The sequence below is a fragment of the Candidatus Binatia bacterium genome, from assembly GCA_026415395.1.
GTDB lineage: Bacteria > Desulfobacterota > Binatia > HRBIN30 > HRBIN30 > HRBIN30.
The window spans coordinates 194132-207081 of the sequence record JAOAHD010000002.1 but is presented as its reverse complement, the minus strand read 5'-3'; the positions used below and the strand labels follow the sequence as shown (position 1 = coordinate 207081).

The 12950-nt window shown below is 63.3% G+C and carries 11 protein-coding genes; 8 read left to right on the top strand and 3 right to left on the bottom strand.

Annotated features, from left to right (window positions below; all coding sequences use genetic code 11):
* The first annotated feature begins 17 nt into the window (after nucleotides 1-17).
* The 8 genes from N3C12_01430 (at nucleotide 18) to N3C12_01395 (ending at nucleotide 8883) form a co-directional block, all read left to right on the top strand.
* Nucleotides 18-878, top strand: coding sequence for a hypothetical protein (locus tag N3C12_01430; protein ID MCX8071100.1), 861 nt, complete (start codon nucleotides 18-20; stop codon nucleotides 876-878).
* Nucleotides 827-1720: a hypothetical protein gene (locus N3C12_01425; GenBank protein MCX8071099.1), complete on the top strand. Its 894-nt coding sequence runs from the start codon at nucleotides 827-829 to the stop codon at nucleotides 1718-1720. The genes N3C12_01430 and N3C12_01425 overlap by 52 nt, the downstream gene beginning before the upstream one ends.
* A gap of 18 nt (nucleotides 1721-1738) precedes the next feature.
* On the top strand, nucleotides 1739-2074 hold the full coding sequence (locus N3C12_01420; protein ID MCX8071098.1) for a hypothetical protein: 336 nt from the start codon (nucleotides 1739-1741) through the stop codon (nucleotides 2072-2074).
* Nucleotides 2071-3216: a hypothetical protein gene (locus tag N3C12_01415; protein MCX8071097.1), complete on the top strand. Its 1146-nt coding sequence runs from the start codon at nucleotides 2071-2073 to the stop codon at nucleotides 3214-3216. The genes N3C12_01420 and N3C12_01415 overlap by 4 nt, the downstream gene beginning before the upstream one ends.
* Nucleotides 3217-3252: 36 nt before the next feature.
* Complete coding sequence (locus N3C12_01410) at nucleotides 3253-3501, top strand: hypothetical protein (GenBank protein MCX8071096.1); 249 nt, start codon at nucleotides 3253-3255, stop codon at nucleotides 3499-3501.
* 61 nt (nucleotides 3502-3562) lie between these two features.
* Nucleotides 3563-3892 carry a hypothetical protein gene (locus N3C12_01405; protein ID MCX8071095.1) on the top strand — a complete coding sequence of 110 codons (330 nt, stop codon included), beginning with the start codon at nucleotides 3563-3565 and terminating at the stop codon, nucleotides 3890-3892.
* A gap of 74 nt (nucleotides 3893-3966) precedes the next feature.
* Nucleotides 3967-4971: a hypothetical protein gene (locus tag N3C12_01400; protein ID MCX8071094.1), complete on the top strand. Its 1005-nt coding sequence runs from the start codon at nucleotides 3967-3969 to the stop codon at nucleotides 4969-4971.
* Between the two features lie 57 nt (nucleotides 4972-5028).
* On the top strand, nucleotides 5029-8883 hold the full coding sequence (locus tag N3C12_01395) for a hypothetical protein (protein ID MCX8071093.1): 3855 nt from the start codon (nucleotides 5029-5031) through the stop codon (nucleotides 8881-8883).
* 169 nt (nucleotides 8884-9052) lie between these two features.
* Here the strand turns inward: N3C12_01395 and N3C12_01390 are convergent, their stop codons facing one another.
* The 3 genes from N3C12_01390 to N3C12_01380 all read right to left on the bottom strand — a co-directional run bounded on the left by N3C12_01390 (nucleotide 9053) and on the right by N3C12_01380 (nucleotide 12820).
* Entirely contained in the window at nucleotides 9053-9526 is a 474-nt protein-coding gene (locus N3C12_01390; GenBank protein ID MCX8071092.1) for a hypothetical protein, read from the bottom strand.
* Nucleotides 9527-9722: 196 nt separating this feature from the next.
* On the bottom strand, nucleotides 9723-10451 hold the full coding sequence (locus N3C12_01385; protein MCX8071091.1) for a hypothetical protein: 729 nt from the start codon (nucleotides 10449-10451) through the stop codon (nucleotides 9723-9725).
* A gap of 281 nt (nucleotides 10452-10732) precedes the next feature.
* Entirely contained in the window at nucleotides 10733-12820 is a 2088-nt protein-coding gene (locus N3C12_01380; protein ID MCX8071090.1) for a hypothetical protein, read from the bottom strand.
* Nucleotides 12821-12950 lie beyond the last annotated feature (130 nt).

Here is a 12950-nt window from a genome sequence, read left to right as displayed (position 1 = left end):
TCAGCGATTTCATCGGTGTGTTCCCTTTGCTCGCCGAAAACGAGCAAGAGCCGAACCCCGAAGCGCTCGCCCTCCGCTGGCTGCGCGGTGTGTGCTCGGCCCTCGATGTCCTGCACCGTAACGGTTTGATCCACGGCGACATCACGCCGCGTAACCTGATCGTCTCTGGCAGCGATCTGGTGTTAATCGACTACGACTTCGTCACCCGTATAGGCGATCGGATCGAACATCCCGGCACACCCCTTTACTCCTCGCCCTCGTACGTCGAGGGCCACACGGCCTCGCCTTCCGATGATTTGTATGCCTTAGCGGCCACCCTGTACCACGTGGTCTTCGAGCGCGAACCGTTTCCTGCCGGGAGCCTGGAGTCAAAACGGGTCGGGCTCCATTGGGACGGCATCGATCGGGACGAGTATCCGGTGCTCGCTGAATTCTTGGCGCGGGCCACCGACCCGGATCCGACGCAGCGCTTCGCCTCTGTGGCCGAGGCCATGGCTTGGCTCGAAGCAAACGAGCGCGAGCGACGGCACGCGCAGGCCGAACCCGCGCCGGAGGACACAACCGCGCAACCGTGGCAAGCGGTGCCGCTTCGCCCCCAACGGGTCGAATGGCTCCACTGGCTCCTGCAATCATACCCCGGCTCGCTTTGGGGAAACCGTGAAACGCGTGGGCTGGACTCCGACTTTGCCGCCCGAACGTATGTGGAGACCGAGCTCGAAGAAGTGTTGCTTTGCGACATTCCCGAGCAACGGGTCCGACTTGTGGTGCTCTGCGGCAACGGAATCGCGGGCAAAGCACGACCCTTACCGAAACTTTGTACCGCTTCGTGCAAGGCGAAGGCGGCGAAGCCAACGGTTACATCCGCTTCGTCAACCTGAACGACCGGTCCTTAGTGGGCGAGCTTTACCCGGAAGCGAGTACGATCAGCACTCGCTTTGTCGAGCGACGCGTCCGAGCACTTTACGGAGGCGACCGTGCAGGTGAGATCTGGGCCCCCTGCGAAGGCTGTATCGCGCAACAGCGTTGCGAAGCGCGGCGGGCAAACCAAGTGTTCGGGCCGGACACCCTGCCAACCCTAGCACCGGAAGCGCTCCGCCAGCGTGCCCGCGACCGGCTGTTGGAGGCGTTACAAGCCGTCCACTTCCGCGGTGAAGTGCATGTGACCACCCGCGAGCTGCGCGCGGCGCTCGTTTACATCTTGTTTGGCATTCACTTTTGCGACGACTACCACCGCGGCACCGAAGCGTTGCCTTACTGGGACCGCCCCTTTGCCCCCGACGCACCAGCACGCCAAGGCGAAGTCCTCGCGGAGCTTGCCCGCTTCGACCCGGCATTGGAAGCCCACCCAAAACTCGACCGTTACCTGAGCAGCGTGACCGAGGATCCCGGTCCCGCCGGTCCGCCCCGGTACCCTGAGCTCCTTCTCGCGTCGGCACGGCGGCGGGCCTTTTTTGAATGGCTGGAGGCCGACATCGAAGCCGTGGCCGGCTCCCCTCGTGCGCTGGGGCTGGCGCGGGGGCAGCACTTGTACCTGTTTCCCCAACTGCCCTTTCTTGCCGAAAGCGAGAAGGCCAGCCTTTGCGAGCGGTTGTGTCGCGGCATCGCCCGCTTGGAAAACCTTCCCCCGCAAGCGTACCGCCGCTCGGGTGTGGTGCCGCTGCGAGTAACCACGCGAACGCCTACGGAAACAGCCTTCTGGGTGGAGAAACCCCTGGAGTGATTTTCTCTCGCGGTCGATTTGCCTGCTGAAACCCCAGGCGTCAGTCGCCTCCACCGTCAAGTCGACCTCGTATACCGCTATCGCAACGGCGGCGAGGAACGGCTCGCCATTGGCGCAGAGCTTTTCCATTTGCTGCTGGAGCTGGCCGACGGACTGCAGCTTGGCGACGTATCGAGCGACGACACGTTTACCCGCCTCGCCATCTTTGTGCAGCGCTTGGTGCGAGAGGGCGAGCGGGAGCTGCTGGCGTGGAACCCGATGAACGAGGCAGAGATTTATCGAGTACAAGCCCATACCGAAGGCAGCGCGGAAGGCCCCCGCCAACGAATCGTCATCGAAAATCTTTCGCTGTGAGGCTGAGCCTGTCTAACCCCCGTGCGTTGCTGGAAGATGTCCTTGGCAAGCCCATGACCCGCGAGTTGTGGTCGGGGAACTACGAAAAGGCCTTGCCGCTCACTGTGTTCGATGTCGACCTCGCCGCCGTCCTGCCCGCGGTATTCTACTCGTTCCGCTTCGCACAACGCCGAGGTCGTGGACGTTTTCTCGAGGTATTCGGCGCCGAATCCCCGTCGCCGCGGGAGCGGCGGAAGGGAGCCACGGCGGAGCGCATCGCAGCCAAGCTGTGCGATCGGCTGGAGTGGTTCAGCGGTTTCGACGGCGAGACGGAGCGCGCTATCTTGGCGGACTTGCTCCTCGGCTTTTGTCTCGAAAATCGCCTGCACGCTTTAAGCCGGCAAGAACAGGTACAACGCGTTCTACCGACTCATTACATGGCGAGTTGGGTAGACCTACCCGAACATGTGGCCCACCTTCGATCCGTCCCCGAAACCCCTGTGGCCTTGTTAGCAAACCAGCCGCGTGGCGAGCGCATCGAGCAGACCCCTGATCAGGCGCGCACTCGGTTTGCCGTGGGGCACGGGTTCGAGCAAAACTTGCTGCTGCGCGTATTCGGATCCGGCATGCGCATCGAGGGTCCGTACGGCGACCGCGCTGCTGACCGCTTCGACGAAAGCACGCCGGTGGGTCTGGACCAATTTCTCACGATCCGCTTGGCGCAAGCCTTGGGTGCTGCACCCGACAAAAACCGCGTGGACGGCGCCGCGGAAATTCCCAACCGCCTGCCGATTGCCGAAGTGGCGGCGAAACACTTCGCCGAAGACTTGCGCCGATTCCTGCGCGCCTACGCGGAAGCTGTTCCCCGCCATGCTCTCGTCGAGCTGCTGGAATCGTGCATGGCCGTAGGGTTCACCACGGTGTTTGCCAGCGTCGTGCAGGCGATGCTCGAGTGGGCAGCAACAGGCAAGGTACCAGCGCGGGAGGCGCAGGCTCCCGTGCCGCTGTTTGTCGATTGCTCTTCCGGCCTCGACAGTGAACTGCGCGCCGCGGCTGAAGCCTCGTTCAGTGATTTCTTTCGCACCGCCGAACGCTTGCCCTTTGTGTTCACCCTCGCACGCTTGTTGGACTACAGCGTTCGTCACGATCCCACGCTCCGCTAGGTCCAAATCGCAACGGCGCCCTCGGCACAAGAGTGGTTGAATTTCCTGGGCGACGTCTTGTATGAGCGGCACCCCGACAGCGCCGCATTGCACTACGACGCTGCCCGCAAGTGCTCCGAACTCGCGGAACAACCGAAAGAATCCCTCCCTGCGAACGCATGGGTGTTCGAAGAGAACGGTGGAAGCAATCCCCTCATCAAGCTCGCCGAAATGATTGCGTCGTTACTCAGTCGAGGCCTCGCCCGGGAAGGGGTCCACAAGGCCGTCGATTCTCTCTCATATTGACCGGCCCAATGGGTTGGCGGTCAAGCGGCAGACGACCCGCAAGCTTTACGGCTCTGCGAGCGTGCGCAAGCAAGTGGTGCGCTCGCTCGTCTTTACCGACTCGGTGCTCGACTACCTCGTGCATTTGCATTTGTTGCCCGCCGGGCGGGGGCGACACCATCGAGCCTTGTCACTCAAGGACTTCCTCGCTCTCCTAGGCAAACGCTACGGTTTTTTCGTCGACACCTCGCCGCCCGGCAGCGACCTGCCCATGCAATTGCTACGCAAGAACCGCCTGATATTGGAGCGCCGGCTGCGCGATTTGGGCCTGCTCGTGGCGGTGAACGACGCGGAATCGATGAAGCAGTTGCGGGCACGTTTTCCGCTGGGAGGAAGCTGGGATGTGGACTGAGCTGCACGCCCCAACTGTTTGCCGAGGCGGTTGCGGAAGTAGTCGGTTATCCGGAGCCGGGAGCGATTGCCTTCATGCGCTGCTTGCCGCCAGAAGTGGTGTGGAACCTCGCGCTCGATGCACGTTGTCAACCCCGGGGCTGGCAAGTGTGCCGCGTGGCCGATAGCGTGGACGACGCCACGCGCACGATTACTGCCGACCTTGCCGTGGAAGTCCGCGAAGGCAAGGGCGACCCGTTGTTACTGCTCGTCGATGCGCAACGCGCCGGGGCCGGCATGGACGGCATTTACAGCGCCGCGCGGGAGCTGGACGAAGCCACCCTCTTCCGCTCGGCTTTACGCCGAGCAGCACGTGCGATCACCCTGCGGCACTCGCGGGAAATGCGCGAGCGCGCAGAGCAAGCTCTGAAAAAAGCACGCCTTCGCAGCCACTTCGTCCGGATTTCTCCCTGGACCGAGTTCGACTTCCTCGTGCGCGTGGCGGCCGGGGAGCATACGCCGGGGGCCCTTCTGTACCTGCTCGGGCTCTGGCCCTTGGCGGAAGGAAAATCCGGCCACCACGACTGGAACCGTTCGCTCGACATTTCCCGCATGTTCGTTGCGCGGCTGCTGGCGGACACAGCCGGACTGTCCGCTTACCAGCGCATCGACGCCGTCAAGCTTGCCGATGTGAGTGTGCAGCAGCGGTCGCTCCTCGAGCAGTTTTTGCGGGAGGTAGAAACGCGATCCTTGCTCGAGGCCTTGCGCCACCTCGCCGATAAGCCGCACCTGTGGATTTACGAGCTCCCCATTCGCGACTTCGAGCAGGCCGTCTACGCTCTCGAGCTGGTTCCGTGGCGCACGGCCACAGGACGGATTGTCAAGTGGTCGGGCCTGAGAGAAGGACTCGGACCGCAAGATCCACCCCGGCTGATCATCGACCCGCGAGCCACGGACCGACGGGACTATTCCAGGCTTGAATTCCGCTGGAAGTCGAAGCCACAAGAACTCGAAGACGGCGCGGTCGAGTATCGTGTGGCCATCCTCTCGGATCAGGGCGATGAATTGGCCACAAGCGTGGTGCGGCATCGCAAGCGTTAGTACCAGAGCTGCAGCTTCGACAACGACGACTTCCAAGAACTCGACGATGACGCGGTGGTGAGCGCGCGGGCAGAAGTGTACGTGGTCGGACATCCGGAGGTCGGAGCCGTCGAGAGCGAGGAGTTCATCATCTGCGTCGGCGATGTCGAGGCGGTCGACGCCGCCAGCGGAGCTCGCCGGATGCGCACCTTGAGCGAAGGCCTGATCGAGCTCGGTAGCCGCGAAGCGGTCATCGAGACGTTACAGCGGATTACGCCCGCCCAACCGCTCGTCACGGATCGCAAGTCATTCGTCATTTTGCGCACGTCCGAGCGCGGCAAAGCCTTTCGCGTGTTCCGTCTGCCGCTCTTCCGCCGGGTGGAGGAGGACTGGTGCAACCGAGGCGGTGCCATCGGGCGTTGGGTGGCACGTGTGCGCGCCACGGGCGGGCTAGCCAGCGGGCCGGAGGCTCTTGCGATCGACCGCCCCGACAACGTGAGCGGAGCAGCGTGGGAGCGGCTGACGAACGCTAGTCGCAAACTGGCCGAACGCTTTGCTGCGTTCGGCGGCGGCGTCGGCCAGGTCTACGACCAGGAAGTTCCTGGCTTCGACACCGTGCGGGAATACCTCCTCGCCTGGGATGCCGCCCTCCGCAGTGGCGAGCCAGCGCTCGCCCTTGCCCATACGCTCGAGGTGCAATCGCTGGCGGGGCGGACGCTCGGCCTCATGGTTCTGCCCAGTCACTGCCTGCGTGTCGCTTGGCACGTTGCCTACGACAACTTGGTGTTGCACAACCGCTTTCAAGAAAACGCGCGGCCCGCCCTGATCCGGGAAGAGTTTTCCCTGCTCGATAGCGCCTTGGTGCCGCCGTTCCTCCCTGGGCTGCAACCGGGATCCACTTTTGTGTTCGCGGATACTTTAGGATTTCATTCCGTGGCCATGGTGCCTGACACGGATACCGAGCCCAAGGCAGCCGTGGCCACCATGGCCATGGCTGCCGGTGGAGCCAATGGAGAGGACTTTTCTCCCACTGTGGGCAGCCAGAGTGCGCAGGTGCTGGCGCAAGAAATCCACAAATACTTACAGTGCCACGAGGGCGGGGGCTCCGGGGAACCCGGGTTCGTGCGGATCCTGCAGTTGCACGCTTTGCGAGCCGGCGATGGCCTCACCGTAGCGCGGGCCCTGGGTTCTGTCGTTGCAGCGGAAACTGCTTCCGGAGACGAGCAAGAAGAAGCGGCTCAGCCTCCGCGCCGACCTTTGGCGTTTGCGTTGGAGTTGTACTCGTCGCCGGAGCAGCGTCACTCGGCGGGGAGGTTCCTTGCCGAGGCGCAAGAGAAGCGACGCAAAGGGGCAGGTTCGCTGGCACCAGAAGATCGGTGGCTGATCGAGTCGGTTGCCCTTCCCCACGGCGTCGCGATGCCGCGCCTCCGGTGGGCAAAGCGCGACGCAGATCGTCCCTCCACACCCGCCCATTTCGCCCTAGCGTTCGACACGTTTAGGATGCGCGTCACTGTCGAACCCACCCGCGCGGCACCGCCCGGGCGCCCCTGGTTGGCGTACGGGCTGCTGTCCGCTTGGGAGCGCGTTTACTCGGGCACACCGTTGCCCATATGGCGAAGTTTCGTCCGCCTCGGCTCCGACGGGGAAAAGCATCCCGCCGATCGCACACACACCGAGCGGCTCCTGCGGTTGCAGCAAGCGGTGTTGCGTTGTGTGGCAAACCACTTATCGCCCGGCAATGATGTGCTGCCTGTGCTCCGTACCGAGATTTCGCCCGAGGCGAACGAGGCACTGGCGGAGCTGCATCGGCTTTGTGATTGGGTGATCACCGTCGATCGGAATGCGGGGATCGAGTATTTCGACTCGCCGCGCGAGCATCCGAAAATTTACGAAGTCTACATCATCGACCGCGTTCCGAAGCGCGACGGCCTTGGCTGCCTGCAGTTGGTCACGTCGACCTCCAACTTCGAGGAAGTGCGGGCCTTGCTCGACACGGTCCTGGGGGACATGGGCTTGGTGCAAAGCCGGCGCAACGCCGAATTCTTACTCGATCAACTCAAAGCCGTCAGTGGGCGCTTGGCCATTTGCCTCACCGGGCAGCGCCCGCCCTCGCCGGAAATTGCCGCACTGGCGCTCGCCTATCCGCAGTGCCGGGCAAGTAACGGTCGCGGAACCGACTGGCCGTCGTTGCAACAGGGCTTCCTCGTGCCGCTCGCTGATGTCGCGGATGTGCTGCCGCTTATCGCTCCTCCGAGAGAAGCAGGATCCGCCCGGAGTGCGCACGCGGACTTGCTTTACGTTGCTCCTGCACCGCGGCGCGGTCTCACGTTCGAATGGATCCGCGTCGGATACCGCCAGCATTTGCGCTCTGCACGGGCGGCGGAGTTTATCGACGAACTTGCAGACGAGGTGGAGACCTTCCGCCACCGATGGAACGAGTGGATTGCGGGCGACAAGGTGCCTCCGTCGTTGCTCGCGTTGCGGCGAGCGAGGTTTGTGCGCGTGTTGCGCTTTTATGCCGACCGCGCACTGCGGCACCACTTGGAAGGGGAAACGTACCAAGCGATCCTCGCCGAACTCGATCGGCTAATGGAGCGGGGAGTCAACTATAAGCTCGCTCCCGCTCGCGCCCGGGTGATGATCTGTTGCCCGGAATACGAGGTCAAAGAGCCCACCGGGATCAGCCGGGCGGAGGTTCCAGTACTTCTCTTCGGCGGGGCATTGCTGCCCGATTGGCGTGGCCGAGGCGAAGTGTCCGCCGCCGAAGAGCCACCCGAAGTCAGCCAAGAACTCCCGGCGCTTTCGCCCGCGAGCATGCTGGACCACACTCGCGATGGCGGGCCAGACATGGATGCGGAAATTCTCTTCTGTGCCGACCGTGACGCGGTCGAGCCGCAGCACGATGGAGTGGTGCCGGCACCCGAAGTCGTGCGAATCGTCTTGGGAGCGCACGCACGTACAGGCGACCCAGTCGTTTGGACCCTCAGCGCTCGCGGCAACCCCCACCTTCTCGTGGCAGGCCTGCCTGGGATGGGCAAGACGGCGAGCCTGGTCAACTTGTGTACGCAGATGTCACTAGCCGGTGTGCGGCCGGTGGTGTACTCCTATCACCAGGATATCAACGAGCGCTTGGCGGCGTTGGTGCCGGGCGTTCGTTTTCTCGATTTCGAAGAACTTAGCTTCAATCCCCTAGAAATCGCCCAGCGAGATAACCCGACTGCTTACTTGGACGTCGCTGGCATCATGCGCGACATTTTCCTCGCGATTTTCCCCGATTTACGCGAGCTGCAAGGGGAACGCCTGCGCGAGGCGATCAAGCAAAGCTTCATTGAGTGCGGCTGGGCAGATGTGGCGGCGGACCGTGCAATTCTCCAAACGCCGTCCTTCCGGCGCTTCTTCGAGATCCTTCAGAACCAGCACTCTTCCGATCGTAGCCTGCGTGGTTTAGTCATGAGGCTACAAGAGCTGGCAGACTACGGCCTGTTTCACACGCGCGGAAGCACGCGCTGTTTGTGGGAGTTCGACAGCCCGCTCATGTTGCGCATCCACCGAACGCAAAACGAGCGCCTCCAACGCGCGTTCGCTTCGCTGGTGTTCTACTGGCTGTACAAGGATATGTTTGGGGCGGGGGCTGCGAGACCGGATCACTCACGCAATCATTCTCGACGAGGCTCACCGAGCCGCACGCTTGCGCCTCATCTCCACCATGGCCAAGGAGTGCCGCAAGTTCGGGATTTCGCTCGTGCTCGCCCGGCAGGAGGCACGCGACTTCCACCCGTCGCTATTTTCCACGGTGGCGAACTACCTTGTCCTTCGCTTGAACGAGCCCGACGCCAAGGCGGTGGTACGCAATGTTGCCCCCCTGGATCAAGAACGGCTCTTAGTCGATCGGATCAAACAGCTCGAACGCTTCCACGGATTGTACTTCAGTGAGGGGACAGCGCGTCCGGCGCCAGTACGGCTTGCTGTAGCCCAGGTACCGATGGCGGCGTCGTGAGCCGCCACGCTGACCGCGCACACTTCGATCTCCGCTCACCTGCTCAGTGAGCCCCATTTCCCAAGCGCCGTTCGCGCCGTTCGGCTGGCGACGCTCCGCCCAGGTTTAGGCTACCTCGGCTACCGGCGAGCCCGACCCTTCGCGCTGCCGCGGCCAAGAGGAAAAAATGCTCCAGCGGTTGCGGAACTGGGCATAGCGGCCGCGATACGGCTTGCTTGCGCCATGGAGGCTGAACGTTGGGCCGGAAACAGCCTCTGCCGGGATCACAAAAACCTCGTCCTCCGCGCGACGCTGCTTGGCGATGCAGATAAAGACGTCGCAATAACGCCGGTCCCAACGCCCGTGCCGGTGGAAGTTGAAGTTCCAACTCTTATAGTCGTACGCGTACCGCCGCCCATTGACGGTGACGGTATGAGCGTAACGACCTGGGAAGGCCACGCGCAACGCTACGCGGATGTGCCCATCCACCAGCAAGTCGTACTTTCCGCTGCGCGGGACCTCCTGCACGTCGAAACCCATCCGGCGCAATTTCGCTGCTACGGCTGCCCTTTCTACCTGGTGCTTAGTTTGTCGGTTCATGCGGCGCAGCCCGCTGATGGAGAGAACCGGTCTCCCGGCCTCCCGCTACCCGACCTCCGGATTCCACCGCCCCTCCACCCGGGATCAGTGGCTGTGATGCGCCGTATAGCGCCAGCGAATACCGCTAGCAACTACCTTCTTGCATCCTCGCCACCGCGCCCCCATTTGAGGAAGAAGGCTGGGCTCCAGTCGTGCTTCACTCGATGCGGAACATCAAAAATTTTCCGGGTGTCACGATTGGCACCACGCCCATTCCCGCAACCAACGTGAGCGCGTGGATGTCGCCTTCCATTTGGTCGCGGTCGAGTTTTTTCACGTAAAACGACACCGCGGATAGCGTGTTCGGCGAAGACGTCTGTTCGAGAAACTCGATCGCCAGCTTGGTTCCGGCTGCCGCCGGAGGCGGCGGAGGTTGGGGAAGGATGGCGTCGCCGCTGCGGATGTGTACGACTTGAAACGTCGAGGCCTCGGGCAGGGCCGGCAACGCGGCCAACTGTTCTCGCTCTGCTTTCACTTTCGCAAGTTGCCGCGAACTCGGACGAAAAGGGCTCGGATCCCTTTCTGCAGCAACCAAAGGCTCGAAACACTCTAAGTGCTCTGGCTTCTGCAGCCGCTGAAATCGCCACTGCGAACCTTCGTGCCGGATTCTGTAAAGGTGGAAATTGTTACGGACTTTACCGGGACCCACCTGCGCCTGTGTTACCATGAGCCACAATCCGGCAAGGCTTTCAGGAATTTCGCCAAACGCCTGCGTAACGGACTCCGCAGCCGGCGTCTTGCTGGCTTGCGCCTCGGGACTGGGTGAGGCTTCTGGCGTTCTTGCCTCCGGGGTGACTGTGGGCCCCGGCGAGGGATCTGCCAGACCCAGCCCAACGACTCCGCAAAGAACCCCAAACAGGACGGAGGGAAGAATGATCGTTCTCATGCCGCCGACGTGCAGTATCGCCACACAACCTCAAAGGACCATTGCGGGAACAGCCGATTGGTTCGCCTCTCTTTGAACTTGCATCTTCGAAGCCGCGCAACCTGTGAGCATATGGGACAATCACGACCTTGGAGCAAGCGCATTTCCACCTGAGGCGCAGCGTCCCACGACAGTGGAGCTGAAACCGAGCCTCCGGTGGCGCGGACGGGGCCGCAGTATCCGTTGCCTCGCTGCACGAGCTTCGGCTCCACTCCGACGAAGCTCGTGCAGCGCTCCGGCTATCAGTGGCCCCGTTGCACTGCTCGTCGGTCGCGCCCCGTGGGCAACTCCCGCCGCCGCTCCGGTGGAGCCGAACTCGCATCGGTGCCCGACGTGAAGAGGCCGCCACCGGGCACCGCTTGTGCTCTAACCGGCGGATGCGGCACGAACCGTCCACCGCCTTGGAAGTTGGGCCGCCGCGGGGGCAAATCGAGGGCCGGCACCCGTTCGCGATTGATTTGGACCCCTGGTCCGGTCTCGAACGGCGACCGCTGACTTCCGAACTCGGATGGCGCGACGCGAAACGCGGGGCGACTCGGCTGCAATTCCAAGCCGTCGCGTTGCCCAGGGCTACCGGGTGCCACTCCGGGCTGCTCGGCAGGAGCCCGCGGTACGCGCCGCGGGACTTCGATCCCCTCCCGCAGCCATGGCCCGCGGGGCACCGGAGCACGATCGGGGTGGAGCGGGCGAGGCTGCGGTCGCGACAACTTTTCCTGTCCAAACGATTCGGGATCTCGTTGAAAGTCCCCGCTGCGGAATCTCGGTGCGAACGGACTCCAACGCTCTTCCGCAGCTCTCTTGCGCGCAGGGTCCGCCCCGTGCTGCGGATCGGCGGGCAGCGTCTCCCCGCTACGCGGCGGGCGCCGGGGGCGAGGAGAGGCGCCCATTTCTTCCGCAGCGGCTGCCTGTGGACCCCGCGGAAGGCGAACGTCTCGTCCGTGCTCGCGTCCGCCAGGAACCACACGCTCGAACGGCGAGGTGGGTCTCGGTACGGCTTCCTCCCGCTGATGCGCGCCAGCGGGCCGGCGTGGCAAATCTCGCCCGGGAAAAGCCAAGCGTTCGATTTCTACCGGCTCGGTTCGTGCGGTGACTACCGGGAACAGTCCAAAGCGATCCGCAGTCGCCCAGCGAAGCCCTCGACGTCCACGGCCGTGTTCGAAGTCATCGACAGGGGTCACGCTCGGCGGGCGGTGTGTCTCTCTCCAGCGTTCCGCGGGAAATGGGCGCCGCGGTCCATGCCAACCTCCCCACCAAGGTTTGCCAACGAACCAAGTGGGTCCCCACCACGGGATGCAGGGTTCGCCCCACCCGAGCGGCACCCACGCAACCACCGGCGGAGCCACGGTCCCCACGCCCACGAACACACCTTTTCCAACGTAAAAAGCAACGAGGGCTGGGGCATAGACCAGGCGTGGTGCGGGCGGGCCCAACACCCAGCCCCAGCGGCCACCTACCCACACCCATCTTCCGTAATGAAACGGAGCCCAGCCCCAGGGCGCAACGTCCACCCAGGTCCATCCATAAAACGGATCCCAAATCCACCGACCCACGCTGTACGGCGTCCACATCCGCGGCACGCGCGGGAACCACACGAGCCCATAGGTTGGCACGCTCTGCCACTCGCCGTAAGCATCCAACTCATCCAACCCGACAACATCACTTGCGAACCGCCCCCGTTGGCGAAGCAGTGATGCGGTTCGCTGAAAGTTCCATGTATCCCACTCATCCGGTGGCGGTGCTGCCTGGGCAATCGGCAACGGCCCAGACACCGAATCGTCGACAAGCAATTCGAGATCGCTCCCAAGTTCCCGTTCATCTATTCCATTAGAAACACGAGCGCGTGCTCCATCCCGTGTGACGAGGCGAACTCGCCCATCGCGCCGCTCCAGACGATACAAACCTTCTCTCGTCGGCCGGATCCGAAACGAACCCGAAAGGATTTCGATGTCCCCGCTACCGATCGGCGCCCGCGCGTGCAGAGCCAGCACGCCGCTGCCCAATTCGAAGCGGTAAAAGGAATCCGTTTGCTCCACGAGTTCCAGCTCGCTTTGCGAGGCAAGCCGCAAATACACACCGCGGCGCAGTTGCAGTTCCGCCCGACTCCGCGCCCCAGTCGCCAACACGTCCCCCGGCGCCAGAGGGAGATTCAACGTCGCACTTTGCCAATCGCCGAGCGCAGGTCGCCAAAACGAGACCTCGCCCTCCGCAAACCCGAGGCGCGGCGGCGTGTGGCTCGGCACGTCGCGTGCCGCAAGTGCTACGCCGGGCATCAACGCCCACAAGGCGGCGGCCACAAACCACGTGGTCCGCGGTTTGGCTGATGAAGTCATGGCTCCAGTGTAGCACCTACGCGCTAAGCCAGAAGCCCCACTTTTCGACCGCAGAACCGACGGCTCCCCATCGCCCGAATCGCAACCTGTGGCCGAGCCCGGGTAACGTCTACTAGAGTCCCCCAAAAAC

Excerpts from the sequence above, each read along its gene's own strand:
- N3C12_01400 (MCX8071094.1), top strand. The coding sequence starts at position 3,967 with ATGCGCTGCTTGCCGCCAGAAGTGGTGTGGAACCTCGCGCTCGATGCA.
- N3C12_01385 (MCX8071091.1), bottom strand. The coding sequence starts at position 10,451 with ATGAGAACGATCATTCTTCCCTCCGTCCTGTTTGGGGTTCTTTGCGGA.
- N3C12_01390 (MCX8071092.1), bottom strand. The coding sequence starts at position 9,526 with ATGAACCGACAAACTAAGCACCAGGTAGAAAGGGCAGCCGTAGCAGCG.
- N3C12_01380 (MCX8071090.1), bottom strand. The coding sequence starts at position 12,820 with ATGACTTCATCAGCCAAACCGCGGACCACGTGGTTTGTGGCCGCCGCC.